Raw genomic sequence first — 23,432 nt, 5'->3', positions numbered from 1 at the left:
GGCTTAAAAAATCTTATCATTCAACAGGCGTAACAGATATTGTCCGTAACCGTTCTTTTTCAGCGGTTGGGCCAGTTGTTCCAGCTGGGTGGCGGTAATGTAGCCTTTGCGGTAAGCAATTTCCTCAGGGCAGGCAACTTTCAAGCCCTGGCGGTGTTCGATGGTGGCAATAAATTGGCCTGCTTCGAGCAGCGACTCGTGCGTACCCGTATCGAGCCAGGCCATGCCGCGGCCCATGCGTTCCACCTTCAGCGTGCCGCGGTTCAGATAGACGCGGTTGACATCGGTAATTTCAAGTTCGCCCCGTTCGGACGGCTTGATCGATGCAGCGATATCGGCAATGTCCTTGTCGTAAAAATACAGGCCGGTGACGGCATAATTCGATTTTGGCTGCAAGGGCTTTTCTTCGATGCTGATGGCTTGCTGATTGGCGTCGAATTCCACCACGCCATAGCGCTCCGGATCTTGCACATGATAGGCAAACACGGTCGCGCCGTCCGTGCGCTCGGAAGCGGCAGACAGGCTTGATTCGAAATCATGGCCATAATAAATATTATCGCCCAGGATTAATGCCGATGGCGCATCGCCCAAGAACTCGCGGCCGATGATGAACGCCTGCGCCAGACCATCGGGTGATGGCTGTACCGCATAGCTCAGGTTAATCCCCCATTGGCTGCCGTCACCGAGCAACTCTTTGAAACGGGGCGTATCGGCGGGCGTGGAAATGATCAGGATGTCGCGCATTCCCGCCAGCATCAATGTTGTCAGCGGATAGTAAATCATCGGCTTGTCGTACACGGGCAACAGCTGCTTCGAGACCGACATGGTCACGGGATACAGGCGTGTGCCTGAACCCCCGGCCAGGATAATGCCCTTGCGGGCCAGTTTGGCTTCCATCAGGCCTCCGTATTCTGTTCGGCGCGGGCCGTATAGTTTTTTTCCAGCCAAGTCAGGTAGGCGCCGGATTGGACGTCGCGCACCCATGCATCGTTGTCCAGATACCATTGCACCGTCTTGCGGATGCCCGTATCGAAGGTTTCTGCCGGCTTCCAGCCCAGTTCGCGCTCAATTTTGCGTGCATCGATGGCATAGCGGCGATCATGGCCTGGCCTGTCGGCAACATAGCTGATTTGTTCGCGATAGCTGCCGCCATTTGCCTTCGGTTGCAGTTCATCGAGGATGTCGCACAGGGTGTGCACGACGTCGAGATTGGCTTTTTCGTTCCAGCCGCCGATATTGTAGGTTTCTCCCGTGCGTCCGCTGTCCAGTACCCGGCGAATGGCCGTGCAGTGATCGCTGACATACAACCAGTCGCGCACCTGCTGGCCATCGCCATAGATGGGCAAGGACTTGCCTGCGCGCGCGTTGGCAATAATCAGGGGAATCAGCTTTTCCGGGAAGTGGTAAGAACCATAATTATTCGAGCAATTGGTGGTCAGCGTCGGCAAGCCATACGTGTGATGATAGGAGCGCACCAAATGGTCCGACGCTGCCTTTGTTGCCGAGTAAGGGCTGTTGGGCGCATAGGCCGTGGTTTCAGTAAATGGCGCATCATCCGGCCCCAGTGTCCCGTACACCTCATCGGTCGAGACATGCAGGAAGCGGAAGGCCGCACGTTCTGCTTCAGGCAGTGCTTGCCAATGGGCACGCACGGCTTCCAGCAGGCTGAAGGTGCCATTGATGTTGGTGCTGATGAATTCTGCTGGTCCATGAATCGAGCGATCGACATGGCTCTCGGCTGCGAAATGCACGATGGCACGTGGCTTATGCTGTGCCAATAACTGTGTCAGCAAGGCACCGTCATTGATGTCGCCCTTGACAAACAGGTGGCGAGGATCGTTCTGTACCGCCAGCAAGTTATTCAGATTTCCTGCATACGTCAGCTTATCCAGATTAATTACCGGTTCATTACTTTGCGCGAGCCAATCCAGAACGAAATTCGATCCGATAAAGCCTGCGCCACCTGTCACTAAAATCATCTGAGCTTCCTGTGCAAAAAAATACAATAAGAGATGCTGCTTAATTCATTTCTTTAATAATAGTAGGCAACGAGAATTTGCCTATCCAAGATGCTTTATTCCATGATGTGAATAACTGAAAACATCAATCAATCCTTAACTCTTGATTATAATTCAGAACCCCTTAAATTGCCATGTTTGCAGCAGTTTGCGCGCGTACTAGCCAACGCTTTCAGCAGGCTGTGTTGTTCTTTTTCCATAGACAAGCCCATGTGGGCGGGGCGGCGCGAAGCAGCCGTCGATTGAATTTTTGCATGGCTCACTGAGCCAGGGAAAGCTAGTGTTTATGAGAATGGCAAACAAATCCAATATTGTTACATTTGTTTGCTTTTTGACGCGTGCGGATAGCGCCAGGTCTGGCGGAGAAAATGCTGATCAATTGTTATTGTGCAATTGATTTTTTTGAAAGATGTCGCCTGGGAAATGGCGACATCGGAAACGCATCAAGGCATCGTTTTATCGTGGCAGTTTGGGCAAGACACTTCGTACACATATTCCGGCGCCAGTTGCTGGCGCGGCGTGACGACGGCGCGGCAGACGAAGCACTGCACCGTTTCTGTCGGTTCCAGTTTCGGGTTCAGCGCCGTGCGGTAGTCGAAGACGAAGCAGTCGCCAGTGTAGTGCTCGCCGCCCACTTCCTCGAAATATTTCAGGATGCCGCCGTCGAGCTGGTACACGCTGTCGTAGCCGATTTCCTTCATGTGGATGGCGGCCTTTTCGCAGCGGATGCCGCCCGTGCAGAAGGTGACGACGGTCTTGCCTTCCAGTTCATCCTTGTGCGCGGCAGCCACGGCCGGAAATTCCGTAAACTTGTCGATGCGGTAGTCGAGCGTGTTGTTGAACGTACCCACGTCCACTTCAAAGGCGTTGCGCGTTTCCATCATGACCACGGGCTTGCCCGCATCGTCGACGCCGGCATCGAGCCAGCGCTTGAGCGTATGCGCGTCGACGGAAGGGGCGCGGCCCAGCTCCGGCTTGATCAGCGGCATGCGCATGGTGATGATTTCTTTTTTCAGCTTGACCAGCATGCGCTTGTGCGATTGCTCGTTCGACAAGCTTTCCTTCCATTCCAGATCGGCCAGACGTTCGTCGCTGCGCACCCAGGCGAGGAAGGCATCGATATGCTCGCGCGTGCCCGACAGGAACATATTGATGCCTTCCGGCGTCAGCAGGATCGTACCCTTCAGTTCCAGCGTCAGGCATTGCTCCTGATACAAGGGACGCATGGCTTCCGTATCGTCGAGCGTGATGAATTTATACGCGGCAATATTGACAAACGAGGCGGCCAGCGGGCTGACGGCGGCGGAAACGGCGGGTGTTGCTGGGGTGATGGCTTGCATGATGGCGATCGGCTTAGACTGAACAGCCGATATTATAAGCCCGACAGGCCAGGCAGGATACCCGGTCCGCACCCGCGACGCGGTAGAATAGACCCCATTGAATTTTGCACGAAACGGTACACAGGATGGAAATGGTAATGCAAGAGGCCGGCGCTCCGGCAGGTTCACAGCAAGCGATGCAGCCCGGTCCTGCCTTCGTCCACTTGCGCGTGCACTCGGAGTACTCGATCGTCGATGGCCTGGTGCGCATTGACGACGTGGTCAAGGCGGCGGCGAAGGACAAGCAGGTGGCGCTGGCCGTCACCGACCTGTCGAACCTGTTTGGCATGGTCAAGTTCTACAAGGAAGCGCGCGGCAAGGGCATCAAGCCCATCGTCGGTGTCGACGTGTGGATCACGAATGACGACAACCGCGAAAAACCGTCGCGCCTGCTGTTGCTGGCGAAGAACCGCATGGGCTATCTGCAACTGTGCGAACTGCTGTCGACGGCCTGGCTGACGAACCAGTACAAGGGCCGTGCCGAGCTGCGCATCGAGTGGCTGCAGGCGCTGGCGACGAATACCTATGACCTGTACCCGGGCGAAAGCGCGGCGAATGGCTTGATCGTGCTGTCCGGCGCGCACTTTGGCGATGTCGGCATCGCTATCGAGAATGGCAACCTGGCCCTGGCCGAACGCAACGCGCAGCGCTGGGCCGAGATTTTCCCTGGCCATTTCTATGTCGAAATCCAGCGCGGCGGCCAGGCCAACCAGGAAGCGCAGGTGCGCCATGCGGTGGCACTGGCGGCCAAGCTGGGCTTGCCTGTTGTCGCCACGCACCCCGTGCAATTTATTTCCCCAGAAGAATTTATTGCCCACGAAGCCCGCACCTGTATCGCCGAAGGCGAAATGCTGGCCAACGCCAAGCGCGTGAAACGCTTTAACGACAGCCAGCGTTTCCTGTCGCAGGCCGACATGGCCGAATTGTTCGCCGACTTGCCGGCCGCGCTGGCCAATTCCGTGGAAATCGCCAAGCGCTGCAATCTGACCCTGACTCTGGGCAAGCCGCAATTGCCGAACTTCCCCACGCCCGAAGGCATGACGATCGACCAGTTCCTCGTTGCCGAGTCGCAGGCGGGCCTGGAAAAGCGTTTGTTGCAGCTGTATCCCGATGCCGAACGCCGCGAGAAAGAGCGCCCGCGCTACGAGTCGCGGTTGAAATTCGAGACGGACACGATTTGCAACATGAAATTCCCCGGCTACTTCCTGATCGTGGCCGAGTTTATCCAGTGGGCCAAGGAAAACGGCGTGCCCGTCGGTCCGGGCCGCGGTTCGGGTGCCGGTTCGCTGGTGGCGTATTCGCTGCTCATTACCGACCTCGATCCATTGCAGTACAACCTGCTGTTCGAGCGTTTCCTGAATCCCGAACGCGTCTCGATGCCCGACTTCGATATCGACTTTTGCCAGGAGGGGCGCGACAGAGTCATTCAGCACGTCAAGGATTTGTATGGCAAGGAGGCGGTCTCGCAGATCGCCACCTTCGGTACCATGGCGGCCAAGGGCGCGATCCGCGACGTGGGCCGCGTGATGGACTTCGGCTACAACTTCTGCGACGGCATCTCGAAGCTGATCCCGTTCAAGCCGGGCAAACCCGTGTCGATCGCCGACGCCATTGAAGAGGAACCGCTGCTCAAGGAGCGCCTGGAAAACGAGGAAGAGGTCAAGCAGTTGCTGGACCTGGCGCAGCAGGTCGAAGGCATCACGCGCAATATCGGCATGCACGCGGGTGGCGTGCTGATCGCTCCTGGCAAGCTGACGGATTTCTGCCCGCTGTACACGCAGGGCGGCGACTCGGGCGTCGTGTCGCAGTACGACAAGGATGACGTGGAGGCCGTCGGCCTCGTGAAGTTCGACTTCTTGGGTCTGACCACGCTCACCATCCTTGACCGCGCCGTGCGCTACATCAAGCAGCTCGATCCGGCGCAGGCCAATTTTGATCTGGCCACCTTGCCGCTGAATGACAAGCCGTCGTATGACTTGCTGACCAAGGCCAAGACCGTGGCCGTGTTCCAGCTCGAGTCGCGCGGCATGCAGGGCATGCTGAAAGACGCGCGTCCCGACCGCTTCGAAGACATTATCGCGCTGGTGGCCTTGTACCGTCCGGGCCCGATGGACCTGATTCCCGACTTCTGCAAGCGCAAGCACGGTGAGCGTTTCGATTATCCCGATCCGCGCACGGAATCGATTCTGTCCGAAACCTACGGCATCATGGTGTATCAGGAGCAGGTGATGCAGATGGCGCAGATCGTCGGCGGCTACTCGCTGGGCGGCGCCGACATGCTGCGCCGCGCCATGGGTAAAAAGAAGGCCGAAGAGATGGCCGAGCACCGCGAAATCTTCCGCGCCGGTGCGGCAAAAGACGGCTTGACGGCGGAAAAGGCCGACGAGATCTTCGACTTGATGGAAAAGTTCGCCGGCTACGGTTTTAATAAATCGCACGCCGCCGCCTATGCTCTGCTGTCGTATCACACGGCCTATTTGAAAGCGCACCACACGGCCGCCTTCATGGCCGCCAACTTGTCGCTGGCCATGGACGATACGGACAAGATCAAGATCCTGGTGGAAGACTCGCTGGAAATCTGCAAGCTGACCTTGTTGCCGCCGGATATCAATGAATCGGACTACCGCTTCACGCCGAGCGGCGCCGCGCCGTCCGTGAGCGGCAAGAAAGTCACGCAGATCCGCTATGGCCTGGGCGCCGTGAAAGGTTCGGGCCAGAACGCCATCGAAGCCATCATCGCCGCGCGCGAGGCCGGCGGGCCATTTACGAGCCTGTTCGATTTCTGCAAGCGCGTGGACAAGAAGCAGATCAACCGCCGCACCATCGAGTCGCTGATCCGTAGCGGCGCCTTCGATTGCCTGAAGGTCGACCGCGCCATCCTGCTCGCGTCCGTGGCCTTCGCCATGGAATGCGCCGACCAGGCCGCCAAGGCGGCAAACCAGGTGAGTCTGTTCGGCGGCGACGACAGCGACATGGTGGCGCCGCCCGAGTACGTCAAGGTGCCTGTCTGGAGCGACAAGCAGCGATTGAAGGAAGAAAAGATCGCGCTGGGCTTTTACCTGTCAGGCCACCTGTTCGATTCGTATGCGCCCGAGGCGCGCCGTTTTGCGCGCACGAAACTGTCGGAACTGTCGCCATCGCGCGAACCGCGCATGATGGCCGGCGTCATCACGGGTTTGCGCACGCAGATGACGCAGCGCGGCAAGATCCTCATCGTCACGCTGGACGACAAGAGCGGCACGGTGGAAGTGACGGTGTATGGTGAACTGTTCGATTCGAACCGGAAAATCTTCAAGGAAGATGAATTCCTGGCCGTCGTGGGCAAGGTGTCGGAAGACCGTTTTTCGGGCGGCTTGCGCATCACGGCCGAGAGCGCCTTCGACATCATCTCCGCGCGTGTACAGTATGGCCGCCAGCTGGGCTTGACCTTGCCCACGACGCTGGACATGAAACGCATCAGCGACGTGATCACGCCGCACCGGGCTGTGGACGGATTGCCGATCGCCGCCAAGGTCAGCCCGCAAGGCGTCAGTTGCGTGCTGCAGTTTGGCGACGAGTGGAAAGTGGCGCCGTCGGATGAATTGCAGATGGCGCTGGAGCAGATGCTGGGCGCACAAGAGGTGGCGGTCGAATACTGACCGGCACCGCCCGGCACAGACAACAAAGCCAAACCGCGGACATGCTGGTTTGGCTTTTTTCGTTTACATGTCTTTCAGGCCCGTGATCGCATAGCCCTTGGCGGCGATCTGCTGGTGCGGCTGTTCGATATGGTAGTTGGGCAAGATCTCGGCATCGTCGGCCACTTCGCTGGCGCGTGCTTCGATTTGCCAGTCGGTATTGGTCACTTCTTCCGGAATGAGCTTTCCTTCCGGCACGGCGAGGTAGGAAAAAATGCCGTCGTGCTCGGCCCGGCGGTAGATGTCTACGCGCATGAATGCCTCCTAGTAAGCGTTGGGGGAACCGGCGCACCGCGGTGCATGCCGATAGCGCTAGCGTAACAGGATTGGGCCGCGCATGGGTTGAAGCGTGTGCCGCCAGCGGGTGCTCAGGCGGCGGCGGAGGCGTAGTCTTCGTCGTCCAGATCGGCCGCTTGCCGTACTTCCTTGGCCGCCGCCGCAGTGGTCGCGGTGAGCTGCACCGGGCTGCGATGGGTATCGAGGCCGCTACGCAGGCTGCTGATCATGGCCAGCGTCAGTTCGTGGCGTTTGCGTGCTTCCGAGCGTTTTTTTGATGGAATCTCTTCCAGGGCAGGCAGGGGCAAGTTTTCGCATGGCAACTCAAAATCGCCATCTTTGCGTTCTTGGGCGCCAAGTTCTTGCCAAAGGGAATTGTAGTCGGCGAACAGACGGCCCTTTTTGGCGGAATGGTGGACGGTACGGTTGGCGTTGCCTACAAGCACCATGTTGCGGCAGCCATGATCATGTCCCAGCTGGCGCACCAGACGTACCATCAGGGCCTTGGGGCGCATGCCGTGCAGGTCGCGGGTAGCCTCGCGCACGCGGCGCAAGCCTTCCGCGCCGCGCGGACCCTGGATGCAGCCGATGCCCACGCCCATGCTGGCGGGCGCGCGGGAACCGAAAAAGCTAAACGCGACCGAGTAGATCACGTCATCGCCATGTGTCAGTTGCAAGACCATTTCGCCTTCACGGTCCATCGGTTGTAGCGAACACAGCTGCAGATGGTAGGGCGCGCCCGATTTTCCCGGCACGGAGCCCAGGCGCACGGGGGCGCGCGCCGCCTGCGTCATCAACTTGCCCCAGCCCTGTTGCAGGATGAAATGATAGTGCTCGACCAGCAAGGCGACGCGCTGGCGGCACGACAGGTTCGTGCTCAGGTAAGGGCGGTACACCTTGTGCATCAGGCGCGGATAGGCTTGCAGCAAGTCCCGGAACACGGGGTGCGAATTGAGCAGTTGCAGCCAGATGCGCGTCTGCCGGCGCTGCAGCTGTGCCCGCAATTGCAGCTTGAGCAGCTCGCGCACGCGTGACATGCCTGGCGGCATATTGCTCAGGCCCGCGTGCAGGGTAATGGCTTGTGTCATCAAAGGGTGTCCATGTGTATGTGGATGGGGGAGCGCCGGTGGCGCTTCAGGCCGGCGGCGGCCCGCTCATGCCGTCGCTATCGGCCAGCAAGACCGTGGCGCTGCGCGTGGCGCGCGCCAGCTTGCGTGCCAGCGCTCCGGCAAAGCGGCGCTGCCAGGGACTGTGCCGCAGCGCCGGCAGGACGATTTCGTGGCAGCCGAGCAGTTCAGCCGTATCGAGGATCGTAAACAGCAGCTCACCGGCGAAAAGATGCGTGCTGAAGGCGAGCTGCGAACGGCTCAGGTACAGTCCCGCCTCGTGCAGCATCTGCTGCGTGGCCGGGTCCAGCGCATGGCATGCGCCGGCAATGTGCCGGGGCAAGTCATCGGCCTGGCGCGCTGGCGCCGGTGTCACGTGCAGCAGGCGGATGCTGACCTGGATGCCCCATTCCTGCAGGCGCCTGGCGTAGCGCGCGCCGTAGATGATGTCGCTGGCGCGCTTGACGGGCAAGAGCAGCAGCAAGGTATCCTGGTCCGGCTTGCCGCCTGCGCCCGCAGCGTTGCCCGGGGCGCGGTGGCGTTGCGGGGCAAGGCGCGATGCATGCATGGAAGGGATGGCCATAGTCGGAAAACCATGTCATGGTATCCATGCCATCCCCCTGTGTAAATTGGCGAAACAGCGTACGGGTTCCCCTTATGCCGCCCTGGTGTTAATAGCGGTAGGTGACATACACGGCGCCGATCGGCGATGTCTTGCGCTGCACGATGGGGCTCTTGGCCGCGTCGCCCATGCGGTGCTCGACACCGACCAGGGTATTGATGCCCCAGCGCGCATCGAAGCGATGCTCCCAGTTGACGGTGGCCTGCGCTTCATAGAAACCGCCTTTGGGCGTGTATTGCTTGAACGAGGTATTCGCCGCCTGGGTGGCCGTCACGCCATACATGGTCTGCACGTACTTGCGCTCGCCCCAGCCCAGCTGGCCGCTGACGCTCACGCTGTCTTGCTGCACGCCCTTGGCATCGGCCCGGCCGTAAATCTGGCCACTGGCGCCGAAATGCACATTGGCGCCGTTTTCGCGGTTCGACAGGGGAATGTCGCTCGACACGCTCAGCGACAGGCCCGGCAAGGGCGAATAGCCCGCGCTGAGCAGGGCGCTGGCGTTGCCCTTGACTTCGCCCATGCCCTTCAGGTAATCGCTGCCGCCGAAGCCGTTAACGCCCGTGCGCTTGTGGTCTTCGCGATTGCCGCGGTAGCCCAGCGCGGCGCTGTAGCTGAAGGGGCCAGCCTGGCCGCCATAACCGATGCCGCGCGACGTGCTGAAGAACAAGCCATTGGCCATGGCGTAGTCGAGGATGATCACGGGCGAGGCCGACAGCTTGTCGGAGCCGGAATAGCTGGACACGGCAGCGACGCCGCCGCCAATGGTAAAGACATTTTCCGCAGCCGGTTCGGCCGCCGCGACAGCCAGGGGATTGAAGCTCAGGCCGCAGGCCAGTGCCAGCGAGGTCAACAAGGTTGTAGGTGCGTGCATGGAGTTTTCCGTCAGGTGGAGAACCGAGTCCGGAGTGGCTCGATTGACTGCCGACAGTATCCATCCTTGCCATGAAGGAAAAATGAGCCTTTTATTAAGATTGCATGAAGAGCGCTTCTTTACCCATTCTTCAGCTTGCGGTGGTTTAATACTCACCATGAAGATACTGCTGATTGAAGACGATATGGACCTGGGCAATGGCGTGCGGATCGCCCTGCGCGACCAGGGCATGCAAGTGGTCTGGGTGCGCAGCCTGGAGGATGCGGCGCGCAGCATCGAGCACGACAGTTGCGAGCTGGTGTTGCTGGACCTGGGCTTGCCCGATGGCGATGGCCTCGATTTGCTGGCCCGCCTGCGCGCGGCGCGCCTGCCGGTGCTGATCCTCAGCGCCCGCGATACGCTGGAACAGCGCTTGCGGGGCCTGGACGGCGGCGCCGACGATTACCTGGTGAAACCGTTCGTGCTGGCCGAGCTGCTGTCGCGCGTGCGCGCCCTGGCGCGCCGCAGCTATGGCTTCGACGGTGACACCATCGAGTTGCGCGGCCTGCTGCTGCAGGTACCCACACGCCGTGTCAGCGTGCATGGGCGGCCCGTGGAGCTGACGGCCAGTGAATATGCGCTGCTGAAAACCTTGCTGATGCGCGCCAACCGGGTCATCACGCGCCGCGTGCTGGAAGAACACATCCTGCCCGGCGGGCTGGCCAATGCCAGCAATACCTTGGATGTGCATATGGGCAATCTGCGCCGCAAGATCGGCGAAGGTTATATCCGTACCGTGCGCGGCGTCGGTTATGTCATCGACCAGCAGGGCGAGACAGCCACTTCGCCCGGTGCCGGCGCATGATGGGGCGTTTCTGGGCCATGCTGCGCCGGCCCACGCTGGTGCGCCGCCTGATGGTCGCGCAAATGCTGATGCTGACCGTGCTGTGGAGCCTGGCCGTGGCGTATGTGCTGGTCGAGGGCGCGGGCGAAGCGAGCAATGTGACCCGTGGCGTGTTGCACGCCATTGTCAGCGTGGCCGATAACCTGGCCGAACAGCCGCAGCGCCAGGAACAAAGCTTGCGCGCCATCGACGAAGCCTTGCGCGAGGAGTTTGAGATGGGGCAGGTGCCGGAGCTGGCGCCGCGCATCCTCGTCTGGCGCGAAGGCAAGCTGGTCTACAAGTCCCCCGATGCGCCCAGCGGTATCCGCAGCGCCGGCCCGGAACACATGGAAGTGGTGTACGTCAAGGGCCAGGCCTGGCGCAGCCGCAGCCTGGCTGAAGGAAGTACCCGCGTGACGGTGCTGGAGGTGGGCGGCGCGTGGCAATTTTTCATCACGATCAATTCACGCGGCTACTACCTGCTGCCGCTGCTGATCAGCCTGCCATTCCTGCTGGTGCCGGCCTGGCTGTCGATTCGCCTGGCCATGCGCCCGTGGCGCAAGGTGGCGCAGGAAGTGGCGGCGCGCGGGCCGCAGGATTTGCGTCCGCTGGCCTTCAAGCCGCCGCATGGCGAACTGGCGGCACTGGTCGACAATATCAATGCCCTGCTGCAGCGGGTCGATGCCAGCGCTTCGCGCGAACGCAGCTTCATCGCCGATGCCACGCATGAGCTGCGCACGCCACTGGCGGCCATGCGCGTGAATGTCGAGGCCTTGCAGGGGCAGGCGCATGACGCGCGCCAGCAAGAGCTGCTGGACGGTATCCTGAACAGCGGCAACCGCGCCGCGCGCCTGGTGGGCCAGCTGCTGCAACTGACGCGCAGCGAAGTGCAGGCGGGCGGGGGCGAGTTGCCGCGGCGGCAGGCGCTCGATACCTTGCTGCAAGACCGTCTGGCGGCCTTGTCCGGCCTGGCCCAGGCGGGCGATATCGAACTCGAATTGCAAGCCAGCGTCTCGCTCAGCGTAGCCGGACAGCGCGAAAGCCTGGTCTCGCTGATCGACAACCTGGTGGAGAACGCCATCAAGTACAGTCCGCGCGGCAGCAGCGTGACGGTGTCGCTGCATGCGGAACGGGGCCAGGCCGTGTTGCATGTGGCCGATCAGGGACCGGGCATCGCGCCGGCCCTGTATGACCGCGTGTTCGACCGCTTTTTCCGCGCGCCGCAGCAGGTGCAGCCGGGCAGCGGCCTGGGCTTGTCCATTGTCGCGTCCGTCGTGCGCCAGCATGGCGGCACGATTCAGTTGCATAGAGGTAATGGCGGCCTGGGCTTGCTGGTGGAGGTGCGCTTGCCGCTGGCCGAGGCCTGACTGCGCCGGCACCCCTTGCGGCCTTGCATGAAGATTATTTCATGTGCTTATAACGCAAGATGGCATGGCGTGGCGCACGCTTGCGATGCATAATGCGGGACAGTTAAAAAAACACCGTTATGCGCCCATTTTTGTCCCGTTACTTGCCGTATCCCGCCTTTGTCGGCCTGTATCTGCTGTTTGACTGGGCCACGTATATCGATCCGATGTACGGCTTGAACATCACGCCCTGGAATCCCGATCCCGCGCTGGGCCTGGTATTTTGGCTGATTCATGGCCGCAAGGCGGCGCTGCCGTGGTTTATCGCCCTGGTGGCTGGCGAGGTGCTGGTGCGCGGCATGCCCGCAGGCCTGCCCCTGACCTTGCTCTGTTCGGCGTGGCTGGTGCTCGGCTATGGCGGTATCGGCGCAGTCCTGCGCCGCAGTTTCAGCAGCAGCGACATCTTCGACAACCGGCGCCGCCTGAGCGCCTGGGTTACCATCGTGCTGTGTGGCACCGTGCTCAATGCGCTCGGCTATATTTCCTTGCTGTCGCTGACGGGACGCATCCCGGCCGGCGAATGGGCAACGGCCGTGTGGCGCTTCGGCATTGGCGACATGGTCGGCATGCTGGTGTCGATGCCGCTGATCTGGGTGCTGTTCAGCGAACGGGGGCGTGAGCGCCTGCATGCCGCCGTGTGGCGCTGGGAAACCCTGGCGTACCTGGCCCTGGCCAGCTTCGTGCTGTGGAGCCTCTTCGGTTCCATCGTGCGTTGCGAATACAAGCATTTCTACTTCCTGTTTCTCCCCGTGATCTGGGCCGCCTCGCGCCAGGGCTTGCATGGCGCCGTGCTGGCCGTGTTTGTATTGCAACTGTGCATCATCACTCTCGTGAAATGGACGCATGCGGTCGATATCCAGTTTTATGAATTGCAATTGCTCGATGCCGTGCTGGCGCTGGTGGGATTTTTTATCGGCATCGTCGTCGATGAAATGCGGCAGGTATCCAACGAACTGAAACACACGATGCGCCTGGCGGCCGCCGGCGAGATGGCGGCTGCGCTCGCGCATGAGCTGAACCAGCCGCTGACGGCCTTGTCGACCTATGGCAAGGCGTGCGAATACTTGCTGGAGCGGGGCGAGACGGGCGCCTTGCTGCAGGGCGCCGTGGGGCACATGATCGTCGAATCGGGGCGCGCCGCCGACGTGGTGCGCCGCCTGCGCGACTTTTTCCGCACGGGCGCGATGCAGCTCGAAGCGGTGGAGGCGGGCGCCTTGATCGAGGGCATGGCGCGTCAGTTCACGCCGCTGTTCCATGAGCATGGCATCGAGCTGGTGCTGGCACCTCCATCGCCGCTGGCCGTCAATGCCGACCGCCTGCAAATCGAGCTGGTGCTGCGTAATTTACTGGCCAATGCGCAGGATGCGGTGATGGGCCAGCCGCGCGGCCGGCGCCGTATCACGGTCTCGGCCGAGCGGCTCGACGGCGGGCGGCTGCGCCTGTCCGTGGAAGATAGCGGCCCCGGCATTTCCAACAGCCTGGCGGCACGCCTGTTCGAACCGTTCGTCTCGACCAAGGCCAGCGGCCTGGGTCTGGGGCTGGTGCTCAGCCGCAGCATCGTCGAAGCGCATGGCGGCCAGCTATGGGCCGAAGTAGGCAAGCATGGCATTTTTCGTTTTGTCCTGCCCCTGGCGCGCGCCAGCGCGGCCGCTACAGGAGAGTATGGTGACAAGTAATTTGACGGTGTTTATCGTCGATGACGATCCCGCCGTGCGCGATGCGCTGGGTTTGCTGCTGGGCATACGCGGCTATCGCACGGCCCTGTTTTCCTGCGGCGAGGATTTCCTGCGCAGCTGGCGGCCCGAGTGGGCCGGCTGTCTGCTGGTCGATATACGCATGTCGGGCATGGATGGCCTGAGCCTGCAGCGCCGCTTGCTGGAACTCAAATGCCTGCTGCCCGTCATCATCATCACGGGACATGGCGACGTGGCCCTGGCACGCCAGGCCTTCAAGGCGCAGGCCAGCGATTTCCTGGAAAAACCGTTTGACCACGACAAGCTGCTGGCCGCCATCGATGAGGCGTTTTCGCGCGAGGCGCATGCGCGCGGTCAGTTGCTGCGCCAGGTGGAGGGGTTAGCCTTGTTGCGCGCCCTGACGCCGCGCGAGCGGGAAGTGATGCAACTGGTGGTGACGGGGCAGCATAACCGCGATATCGCCCCTGTGCTGGGCATTTCCGTGCGCACGGTGGAAGTGCACAAGGCGCGCCTGATGGATAAGCTCGGTGTCGATAATGTGGCCGACCTGGTGCGCATCAGCATGCTGGGCAGCGGCTAGCCGCTGCCGGGTAGTCTAGGCGATGGTCTGCAATACCTGATCGACCGGGATCGCCTTGACCCAGTCGCTGCGCCGCGCCACCGTGATGACGGTGCTGTTGGCGCTGTCGAACGGCGCCCATTCCGGATTTTTCTTGCGCATCAACGCCACCACGGGCACATGCACGGCGTTCGCCAGGTGCATGATCGAGGTTTCCACTGAAATGATCAGGTCGCATTGCGCCAGCATGGCCGGCAGCTGGAAAAAGTTGTCGACGGCGCTGAAGGCTTGCGTGCGCGGCAGCTTGTGCGCCTGCACGACGGCATTCACCTTGGCCAGTTCCTGCGGCATGGCATTGATCAGGAAGCAGGCATGCTGCCATTTCGGCATCGCCTGCATGCGCGCGATCAGCTCGGCGATGCGCTCCAGCGGCCAGCCGCGCTTGTGCGACTTGGCAAACGGGTTCAGGAGGACGAGCGGACCCTGGCGCGGGGCAAAGCCCCAGTCCGTCAGCTGCTCTTGCGCCTGCTGCAGCGCGTGTTCGGGAATGTGCACGAAGGGATAGCGTTCGGCCACGGGAATGTCGAGTCCCGTCAGCTGGTGGAACCAGTCCGCATACACGCTGCTGATATGGTGCTCGCCCGCATCCTGTCCCGCATACGACGCCAGCACGGCGTCGATCTTGCGGTAAGCCAGGTAATGCCAAGGGCGCAGCGGGCTGAACGGTTTACGCGTGCCGATCACCAGCCCGTGCGGGCTGATCGCGCGGGCAAGGTCAGCGTACTGCTGTGGCCGTACGTGGGCCAATGACACGACGACGGGATAGTGTTCCGCCTTGGCTTCGCGCAGTGATTCTTCGTACAGTGCCGGGCTGTAGGTCTTGCGGTACACCTTGGCGAACAGGCCCGACTGCTCTACCCAGTCGTACAGCGAATAGGTGCGCAAGCCTTCCCATTGCCTGGCGTCGGACGTGCGGCGCACTTCGTCGACCCACAGGTGGATCTGAATATGCGGATAGGCCGCGGCAAAGGCGCGGAAACCGTTTTGCAGGTAGGTAAAGTCTCCCAGCGCCAGATGGGCGATGAACAGAATTTTGTCCGACTTTTGTAGAAGTTCGGCGGGAATCAAAGGCGTCATGTATCAGTACGATTTCAGGTATTCGGTCGATGGTGTCAAACCACTTGCTGGGAAAATTGCAGGCGATGCAGATTGGCATACGCGCCGTTGGCATCCAATAATTGCTGGTGACTGCCGGTTTCCATTATTTTCCCGTGTGACAATACCACGATACGGTCCGCACGTTCAATTGTTGATAGTCGATGAGCAATAACCAAGGTGGTTTTACCTTGCATCAGGTGCTCCAGTGCCGCTTGCACGGCCCGTTCCGCCTCCGTATCCAGTGCCGAGGTGGCTTCATCGAGGATCAGGATGGGCGCATCCTTGTAGATCGCGCGGGCGATGGCCACGCGCTGGCGCTGGCCGCCGGACAGGCGCGAGCCGTTGTCGCCCAGGCGCGTTTCCAGGCCATCGGGCAAGCCGTCGATGACGTCCGACAGGAAGGCGGCCGCGGCGGCCGCTTCGACGCGCTGCCGGTCCGGCGCCGCGTCGCCATACGCGATATTGGCGGCCAAGGTATCGTCGAACAGCACCACCTGCTGGCTGACCATGGCGATCTGGCTGCGCAGGCTGGTCAGGGCGATGGCATCGATATTCTGCCCATCGAGCAGAATCTCGCCACTGCTGGCCGAGTAAAAGCCGGGCAGCAGGCTGACCAGGGTCGATTTGCCGCCGCCGGACATGCCGACAAAGGCGACCGTTTGTCCTGGCGCAATGCTCAGATCGATGTGTCGCAGGGCCGGTTCCTGATGTCCTGGGTAGGCAAAGCTCACGTCCTTGAACTCGATGCGGCCGCCGCTGCGGCCAGCGAGCGGCTTGCCGCCCGTGCGTTCCGGTGTCTTGTCGATCAGCTGGAAGACTTCCTCGGCGGCGGCCATGCCGCGCTGCAGGGGGCCATTGACTTCGGCCAGTTGCTTCAAGGGTGTCAGCAGCATCAGCATGGCCGTGATGAAGGATACAAAGCCGCCGACCGTGATTTGCCCCTGCTCCGACTGGAACAGGGCCATCACGATGACCAGGGAGACAGCGGCGGCCGTGATCACCTGGGTGATGGGCACGGTGGCGGAAAAGGTGGTGGTCATGCGCATGCTGTAGCGGCGCAATTGCTCGGCACGCTCTGCGAAGCGCGATTTTTCATAGTCCTGGCCGCCGAAGATCTTGATCACTTGCTGCGCGCGCGTGGTTTCCTCGATGACCTGGGTCAGCTCGGCATTGACGGCCAGCGAGTCGCGGTTGAGTTTTTTCAGGCGCTTGCCCGTGGTGCGCACGACGATGGTCAGCACGGGCAGCAGCACCAGGGTCACCAGGGTCAGCGCCCAGTTCAGGTACAGCAGCCACGCGAGCAGGCCCAGCACGGTCAGCGAGGAGCGCACGATCGAGGTAAATACCTTGGTCACCATTTCGATGATCTGCTGCACTTCGAACATGATGGAGTTGATGACTTTGCCCACCGTGTGCGTGTTGTAGAAGTCAATGGGCAGGTTCAGCATGCTGGCGAACATCCGGCGCCGCAACTCGTTGAGGATGCGCGTGGAGACATAGCTCATCAGGTAGCTGCTGGCAAACGTCGACGCGCCGCGCATGGCAAAGATGCCGATGACGATCAGCGGCACCAGCCAGAAGGAAAAATTCACCTTGCCGCCAAAACCATTGTCGAGCAGTAGCTTGAGCGCATACGGCAGCAGCGGTTCCGTGGCCGCCGTGACGACCATCGCCAGCAAGGCCAGGGCCAGGTGTTTTTTATAGGGCGCGTGCAGTGCGGTGAGCCTTTTCAGGTCGGGCGTCAACATCGGTATATTTCCTAACAAATAAGAGGAGGCGAGTGAGCGGGGCGTCGCCTCAGGCGCTACGTTCCTGCTTGCGTAGCAGGCTCCACAGTATAGTCATTGGGAAAACCAGCATGATAATGCCGATATTTAAGGTGAGCGACGTGGTGCTCAAGCCAAATATCAGGTAGCACGTGCATAGTGCGACACCTGCCAGGCCATAGTGCTGCATCGCTGGCGTGCCGTGGCGCGCGGCGCGTGCAAACAGGCATAGTGGCACCAGCAGGAAGGCCAGCAGGGCCAGCAGGCCGATGCCGCCGCGCTTGACCAAGGCATCGAGGTAATCGTTATGGGCATTGGTGTAGTCGCGCACCGTATTGCTCATTTGCCCTGCCGCCGCCAGTGCTTCTTTTTGGGCCAGATAGCCCTTGCGTCCGATACCGAGAAGAATATGGTCATCCGACATGGTCAAGGCCGTGCGCCACATTTCGATCCGTTGGCCGATGGAGGTGTCGACATTGCCCGTACTCTCAAATTTCTGCACTTCATTGAGCGCGGTAATGGTGCGCTGGCGCACCAGCGAATTGGGGACCGCAAACGCGATGCCTGCAAGCACGACGATCACCGCCAGCGCCACTTGCAAATAACGTTTTCCACGCTGCCTGGCATGGTGCGCGACGAAGATGGCGGCAAATACGGGGATTGCCACCCAGCCGCCACGGCTGCCACTGGTGATCGAACCGAAAATACCCGCCAGACAACCCAGTATCAGCAGCAAATGCCAGGCTGCGGCGTGCCGTTGTTCGCGGGCCCACCCCAGGCCGCTGATGGACAGCAAGCCCAACAGCATGCTGACATTGCCATAATGGATGGCGTTGCTCGTCGCCGCATAAGGGCGCGCTTCGTTCAAGGCTATCATTTGCCATATGGCAACTCCAGCACCGGCAATTGCGCCGATTGCCACGCCGCCCCACCATGCGGCGGGCTGCGGCGGGTAAGCCAGCAGCAGCAGCAGGACGGGCACGGCCAGCAGTACCCGCAATGGCATGTCGAGTTCGCGTGCGGGATCACCGTGATACAGCATATTGGCGGTGAAAGTAAGGAAGTAGGCCAGCATCACGCCCATCAGCAGATAGTCCCGGCGCTGTAGATGCAGGCGGGGGCGTTTCCATAGCAGCCAGCTGCTGGCCAGCAGCAGCACCAGCGCGCCAAGGGAATACCCGCTGTTGACAGCCAGCGCCAATGCCGAAAAGAGAAAAACACAAACAGAAGTCAAGCCGAGCATGAATATCCTTGGTAACGCACGTCGTCGCCATTATGGCAACTGTAGCAACATAAAGTAGGCGTCATTGTAATCGAAGGTGGCAACAAAAATGTCCGTGGGGATTTGCTCTTAGGCAACTATTTTGGCGATCTCAAGGGGGAAATAGAAAAAACCATGGTTTTTAGCCATGGTTTTTTTGTAAGCAATGGTAACTTGCTGTTATTTTGCCAAGGCCGCAAGGCCTGTCATGCGTCTCAGGCGCTGGCCGGCACGCGGGTGGCCACGCCAGTGGCGATGGCCGCTTGCGACACGGCTGGCGCGACCCAGCTGCGCAGACGCTCGTCGAATGGCGACGGTATCAGTTGCAGCGGGCTCAAGGCGCTGCTTTCGTGACCCGGCAACGGCTCCTTGGCCAGCGCGGCGATGGCGCGCACGCAGGCCAGTTTCATCTCTTCATTGATGGTGGTGGCGCCCACGTCGAGCGCGCCACGGAAGATGTACGGGAAGCACAGCACGTTGTTGATCTGGTTCGGATAGTCCGAGCGGCCCGTGGCCACGATGGCGTCGTCGCGCACGGCGTGCACTTTTTCCGGGGCGATTTCCGGATGCGGATTGGCCAGGGCGAAGATCAATGGCTTGGCGGCCATCGATTCGACCATCTGCGCGCTGACCACGCCGCCCTTCGAGACGCCGATGAAGATGTCGGCGCCGACCATGGCGTCGGCCAGGTCGCGGTCGCTCGTGTCGTTCGCGTAGCGCGCCTTGTTCTCTTCCATGCTGGCATCGCGGCCCGGGTAAATCACGCCCTGGCTGTCGCATACCTTCAGCAAGGATTTGTTCAGGCCCAACGAAACGAGCAGGTCCAGGCAGGCGATCGACGCGGCGCCCGCGCCCGAGACGGCCACCTTGACGTTGCCGATATCCTTGCCCACCAGTTCCAGGCCGTTCAGGATGCCGGCCGCGACGATGATGGCCGTGCCGTGCTGGTCGTCGTGGAAGACGGGAATGTTCATGCGCTTGCGCAATTGCTGCTCGATGTAGAAGCAGTCCGGCGCCTTGATGTCTTCCAGGTTGATGCCGCCGAAGGTCGGCTCCATGCGCACCACGGTATCGATGAACAGGTCGGGATCGTTCTCGGCCAGTTCGATGTCGAACACATCGACGTCGGCGAACTGCTTGAACAGGCAAGCCTTGCCTTCCATCACCGGTTTGCTGGCTAGCGGACCGATATCGCCCAGGCCCAGCACGGCCGTGCCATTGGTGATCACGGCCACCAGGTTGCTGCGCGACGTATAGATGCCGGCTGTGCGCGGATCTTCCACGATGGCTTCGCAGGCGAAGGCCACGCCCGGCGAATACGCCAGGGTCAGCGCGCGGGCGTCGCCCAGCGGTTTGGTTGGCGTGACGGAAATCTTGCCTGCGCGAGGTTCGGCGTGATAGGCGAGGGCGGCTTCTTTCAGGTTGAAGGTTTCGCCGTTCTGTTCGGCGTGCTTGCTGTGGGAAGTAGACATAGGAATTCTGGGAAGGGCATGCATGGCCCGAGTGGTAAGTCCGAGCCATGGTATGCAAGCGTTTGCACGCTGTCAAGGCTGGATTGTGCTTAAGAGTACCAAAACCGCTTTGGGTAGCCCCTTTATTCTAATGCAAGCGTTTGCTCGGTTTTTAACGGGAAGCGGAATTTTTACGATAAAATCACAGTATTGCGATCCGGGAAGCCCATGACAAACAAGAACCCCACCTTAAGCGACGTCGCGCGGGCCAGCGGCGTGCACTTTTCCACCGTCTCGCGCGTGATGAACCCGGCAACGCGGCAAATGGTCAGCGCCGAGGTGGCCGCGCGCGTGCTGGCCGAAGCGGGCCGCCTCGGCTACCGGCCCAACCGTGCCGCCTCCACCCTCGTCACGCGCAAGTCGCGCATCATCGGCGTGGTTCTGCCCGACATTACCAACGCCGTTTTCCCGCCGATTCTGCTGGGCATCGAGGAAGGCTTGCGCAAGCATGGCTATCTGGCCATCGTCGCCAATGTGGGCGCCGACGAGCAAGAGCAGCTGTTCGTCATCAACCGTCTGCTGGGGCAGCAGGTTGACGGCCTGATCCTGGCCACGGCGCGCCGCGACGATCCCGTCATCAAGATGTGCATCGACCAGAACGTGCCCGTCGTCACCGTTAACCGCAGCGATGAAAACGGTGTCGCTTCCTGCGTCGTCAGCGACGACGTGGTGGGCATGCGCCTGGCCGTGGAGCACTTGCTGGCGCTGGGCCACCGCCATATCGCGCACATCGCCGGCCCGGAAAACCTGTCCACCGGCCATGTGCGCCGCCTCGGTTTCCTGGCCGCCATCCAGGCCAGCGAACTCGATCCCTCGCAAGCGTTCGTCTTTGAAAGCAGCGGCTATTCGCGCGAATGCGGCAAGGCGGCCCTGCTGGAACTGCTGCGTCAGTCCCCGCAGACGACGGCCGTGGTGACGGGCAGCGACCTGGTGGCCCTCGGCTGCTACGACGCCATCCGCGAACTGGGCTTGAGTTGCCCCGAAGATATTTCCGTCGTGGGCCACAACGACATGCCCTACATGGACATGATCCGTCCGCCCCTGACCACCATCCGCATCCGCCACCACGGCATCGGCACGGAAGCGGCCCGGCTGATCCTGCAAACCATCGACTCGCCCGATTCCCCCGTGCTGGACGTGCGCCTGAAACCTGAACTGGTGGTGCGCGAATCGACGGCCGCTCCCCGGGGCTGAGGCCGCGCCTGGGGCCGCGTCGCTGCAAGGTGGTACACTGGCGCCCCTCAACGTATTTTGCCCCTCTATCGCCATGACCAAAACCAACACGCCTTCCCCAAAACGCCGCGAAGAGGGCGTCGCCAAGCTGACCGTCAATCCCTTCCTCGACGCCGAGTTTTACGCGCGCATGCGCGACTATACGGAGCGCGATGCGGCCATCATCAAGGAACTGAAGGCGATCGCCGAGATCCGCGCCGGCAACAAGCAGCCCGATCCGCGCCTGGCGCCGTCGCTGCAGGCACTGCGCGATACCGTCAAAAAAGGTTTGACGTTTGGCGAGATGCTCGACCGCATCGCGGCCGGCAAGGAAAAGGGATTGTGGGAACCGTGGATGACGACCTTCGGCATCGAGATCCGCGCCGTCAACTATGGCGCCGGTCCGCGCAACGCCTGCCTGGTGCTGGACCTGGCCGCGAATGCTCCCGCGCACGCCATGTTCGCCAAGGCGGGCATCCAGAACTGGCGCAGCCTGGCCGCCGACGACTGCTCCGTCGTGCGCTCGGAAAAGGCGACGGAAACGACGCCCCTGAAAGTGTATGCCGTGTTTTACCTGGATCCATTGCCAGCTTGAATCAGTAACACGACCGCCAGCACGATCAGCATCACGCCCGACAGCCGTTCCAGCGACGGCAGCGCGCGGGCAAAGCGTTGCCGCAGGGCGCTGCTGCCGATGGCCAGCGCCACGGCCATATCCCACGCCAGCACGGCAAACACCATCCACGCGCCATACGCCGCCATCGCGGCGGGACTCGTCTGCCTGCCAGCCAGCACGGTGGCCAGGCTGACGTAGAACAGCGCATTCTTCGGGTTCAGGATGGCCGAGACAAACCCCATCGCGACACCGCCGCGCCAGCGCGCCTTGCCGCTGGCGGGTGCCGCTTCCAGGCTGGTCTTGCCCGCATGACGCAGGAACAGCCAGCCCAGGTACAGCAGATACGTGCATCCCGCCAGCCGCACCACGAGGAATGCCGTGCTGCCCTCCCGCAGCACCGACAGTCCGCCAAACGCCGCCACGATAAACACGGCATTGGCCACGGTAATGCCCACGCATGTGCCGGCGGCGGCGCGCCAGCCGTGGGCCAGCGAGGTGCGCGCGATCAGGAAAAAATCGGGGCCGGGCGACAGCAGGGACAGAAAGTGGGCAGCGGCGATGAATAAAAAGTCCTGCATGGCTTGCGCTCCTCAACGATAAGGAGGCGAGTATGCGATGGTGCCGCTGGCGCGTATTGAAGAAAATTGCAGACCTAGCGATAGCGTCCCGGCGTGATGCCCGCATGCGCCTTGAAGACGCGTTGCAGATGGCTCTGGTCGGCAAAGCCCAGCTCATGCGCCAGCTGCGCCAGCGCCGTCCCCGCCTGCAAGCGGCTGCGCGCGCGGTTGACGTGGGCATTCAACTGGTAGGCGTGCGGCGTCATGCCCGTGGCGGCGCGAAAGGCGCGGATCAATTGATAAGGACTCAGGCCTGCCGCTTGCGCCAGTTGCTGCAGGCTGGCCGAGGGCTGCGCCTGCAGCGTTGCGAGCACGGGTGCCAGCTGCCGCGGCAGCGGCTTGCGTTCAGACGGCAGCAGATCCGCACCGGCGCTGGCGCAGGCGCCGAGGAACACCAGCAGCGCCGCATCTTTCTCCGCCGCGCTGGCCGATGAAAACAGCAGCGCATTCATGGCGCAAAACTGCGCGTACAGCAGCGGGCAGTGCAGTACCGTCGCCGTGTCGCCATCGAGACCCGGCGCGTACGCTTGCAGCCACTGCGCATCGAGATGCAGCATCTGGTAGCTCCACAGGGCGTCAGGCAGTGGATTGCAGGCGTGCACGCAGCCGGCCGGCACCAGCACCAGGCTGCCATTGGCGAGCACGGCCTGGCCATCCTGGCTGCCCGTAAAGATGCTGCCACCCGCGTCGACGGCGCCGATGGAAAAGGTGGGATGGCTGTGCGGCTTGTAGCAGGCCCGGCTGTGGCAGGCGCGCCGGCTTTCCACGTGGGGCAGAGCCGGGTCGCGCCAGAAGGCGGTGGTGCTATTGCTTGCGTACAT

19 protein-coding genes and 1 pseudogene are annotated in these 23,432 nt (G+C 61.6%); 7 read left to right on the top strand and 13 right to left on the bottom strand.

Annotation, left to right across the window (positions count from 1 at the left end; translation table 11 throughout):
- Positions 1–3: 3 nt before the first annotated feature.
- From rfbA to KO539_RS05960, 3 genes are all read right to left on the bottom strand, one after another.
- Positions 4–897: a glucose-1-phosphate thymidylyltransferase RfbA gene (gene rfbA, locus KO539_RS05970; RefSeq protein ID WP_219308644.1), complete on the bottom strand. Its 894-nt coding sequence runs from the start codon at positions 895–897 to the stop codon at positions 4–6.
- On the bottom strand, positions 897–1,979 hold the full coding sequence (gene rfbB, locus KO539_RS05965; RefSeq protein ID WP_219307836.1) for a dTDP-glucose 4,6-dehydratase: 1,083 nt from the start codon (positions 1,977–1,979) through the stop codon (positions 897–899). The genes rfbA and rfbB overlap by 1 nt, the downstream gene beginning before the upstream one ends.
- Before the next feature lie 482 nt (positions 1,980–2,461).
- Positions 2,462–3,358: a sulfurtransferase gene (locus KO539_RS05960; protein ID WP_219307834.1), complete on the bottom strand. Its 897-nt coding sequence runs from the start codon at positions 3,356–3,358 to the stop codon at positions 2,462–2,464.
- A 137-nt stretch (positions 3,359–3,495) separates the two neighbouring features.
- Between KO539_RS05960 and dnaE the strand changes: the two genes are divergently transcribed.
- Positions 3,496–7,035: a DNA polymerase III subunit alpha gene (gene dnaE / locus KO539_RS05955; RefSeq protein ID WP_257626118.1), complete on the top strand. Its 3,540-nt coding sequence runs from the start codon at positions 3,496–3,498 to the stop codon at positions 7,033–7,035.
- Between the two features lie 63 nt (positions 7,036–7,098).
- Here the strand turns inward: dnaE and KO539_RS05950 are convergent, their stop codons facing one another.
- The 4 genes from KO539_RS05950 to KO539_RS05935 form a co-directional block, all read right to left on the bottom strand.
- Complete coding sequence (locus tag KO539_RS05950; protein ID WP_035821830.1) at positions 7,099–7,329, bottom strand: DUF6139 family protein; 231 nt, start codon at positions 7,327–7,329, stop codon at positions 7,099–7,101.
- 113 nt (positions 7,330–7,442) lie between these two features.
- Entirely contained in the window at positions 7,443–8,438 is a 996-nt protein-coding gene (locus KO539_RS05945; protein ID WP_219307832.1) for a VirK/YbjX family protein, read from the bottom strand.
- 46 nt (positions 8,439–8,484) lie between these two features.
- Complete coding sequence (locus KO539_RS05940) at positions 8,485–9,039, bottom strand: universal stress protein (RefSeq protein WP_219307830.1); 555 nt, start codon at positions 9,037–9,039, stop codon at positions 8,485–8,487.
- 88 nt (positions 9,040–9,127) lie between these two features.
- Positions 9,128–9,949 (bottom strand): MipA/OmpV family protein, encoded by an 822-nt coding sequence (locus tag KO539_RS05935; protein WP_219307828.1) that lies wholly within the window; start codon positions 9,947–9,949, stop codon positions 9,128–9,130.
- Between the two features lie 157 nt (positions 9,950–10,106).
- Between KO539_RS05935 and KO539_RS05930 the strand changes: the two genes are divergently transcribed.
- The 4 genes from KO539_RS05930 to KO539_RS05915 all read left to right on the top strand — a co-directional run bounded on the left by KO539_RS05930 (position 10,107) and on the right by KO539_RS05915 (position 14,491).
- A complete protein-coding gene (locus tag KO539_RS05930) occupies positions 10,107–10,793 on the top strand; it encodes a response regulator (RefSeq protein WP_176387556.1) in 687 nt (228 codons plus the stop codon).
- Positions 10,790–12,178, top strand: a complete 1,389-nt coding sequence (locus tag KO539_RS05925) for an ATP-binding protein (RefSeq protein WP_219307827.1) — start codon at positions 10,790–10,792, stop codon at positions 12,176–12,178. Before KO539_RS05930 ends, KO539_RS05925 begins: the two co-directional genes overlap by 4 nt.
- A 119-nt stretch (positions 12,179–12,297) precedes the next feature.
- Complete coding sequence (locus KO539_RS05920) at positions 12,298–13,893, top strand: ATP-binding protein (protein WP_219307826.1); 1,596 nt, start codon at positions 12,298–12,300, stop codon at positions 13,891–13,893.
- Entirely contained in the window at positions 13,880–14,491 is a 612-nt protein-coding gene (locus KO539_RS05915) for a response regulator transcription factor (protein ID WP_257626117.1), read from the top strand. Before KO539_RS05920 ends, KO539_RS05915 begins: the two co-directional genes overlap by 14 nt.
- A 15-nt stretch (positions 14,492–14,506) precedes the next feature.
- On the opposite strand, the gene KO539_RS05910 is transcribed toward KO539_RS05915, so the two are convergent.
- From KO539_RS05910 to KO539_RS05895, 4 genes and pseudogenes are all read right to left on the bottom strand, one after another.
- Positions 14,507–15,607, bottom strand: a complete 1,101-nt coding sequence (locus KO539_RS05910; protein WP_219307825.1) for a glycosyltransferase family 9 protein — start codon at positions 15,605–15,607, stop codon at positions 14,507–14,509.
- Positions 15,608–15,642: 35 nt separating this feature from the next.
- On the bottom strand, positions 15,643–17,376 hold the full coding sequence (gene msbA / locus KO539_RS05905) for a lipid A export permease/ATP-binding protein MsbA (RefSeq protein WP_219307824.1): 1,734 nt from the start codon (positions 17,374–17,376) through the stop codon (positions 15,643–15,645).
- Between the two features lie 49 nt (positions 17,377–17,425).
- On the bottom strand, positions 17,426–18,637 hold the full coding sequence (locus tag KO539_RS05900) for an O-antigen ligase (protein WP_219307823.1): 1,212 nt from the start codon (positions 18,635–18,637) through the stop codon (positions 17,426–17,428).
- Between the two features lie 251 nt (positions 18,638–18,888).
- A pseudogene (locus KO539_RS05895) lies at positions 18,889–20,127 on the bottom strand (malic enzyme-like NAD(P)-binding protein); the annotation flags it as partial.
- 207 nt (positions 20,128–20,334) lie between these two features.
- Here KO539_RS05895 and KO539_RS05890 point away from each other — a divergent pair.
- Both KO539_RS05890 and KO539_RS05885 read left to right on the top strand, forming a co-directional pair.
- Positions 20,335–21,360 (top strand): LacI family DNA-binding transcriptional regulator, encoded by a 1,026-nt coding sequence (locus tag KO539_RS05890; RefSeq protein ID WP_219307822.1) that lies wholly within the window; start codon positions 20,335–20,337, stop codon positions 21,358–21,360.
- A gap of 73 nt (positions 21,361–21,433) precedes the next feature.
- Positions 21,434–21,973 (top strand): hypothetical protein, encoded by a 540-nt coding sequence (locus KO539_RS05885; protein WP_035821807.1) that lies wholly within the window; start codon positions 21,434–21,436, stop codon positions 21,971–21,973.
- On the opposite strand, the gene KO539_RS05880 is transcribed toward KO539_RS05885, so the two are convergent.
- Positions 21,949–22,572 carry a LysE family translocator gene (locus KO539_RS05880; RefSeq protein ID WP_219307821.1) on the bottom strand — a complete coding sequence of 208 codons (624 nt, stop codon included), beginning with the start codon at positions 22,570–22,572 and terminating at the stop codon, positions 21,949–21,951. The genes KO539_RS05885 and KO539_RS05880 overlap by 25 nt on opposite strands.
- 74 nt (positions 22,573–22,646) lie before the next feature.
- On the bottom strand, positions 22,647–23,432 hold the full coding sequence (locus KO539_RS05875) for an AraC family transcriptional regulator (protein WP_219307820.1): 786 nt from the start codon (positions 23,430–23,432) through the stop codon (positions 22,647–22,649).

This window comes from Janthinobacterium sp. NKUCC06_STL, assembly GCF_019345455.1.
Classification (GTDB): Bacteria; Pseudomonadota; Gammaproteobacteria; order Burkholderiales; family Burkholderiaceae_D; genus Janthinobacterium; species Janthinobacterium rivuli.
The sequence above is the reverse complement of the archived record's forward strand: the minus strand, read 5'-3'. Positions and strand labels throughout refer to the sequence as shown.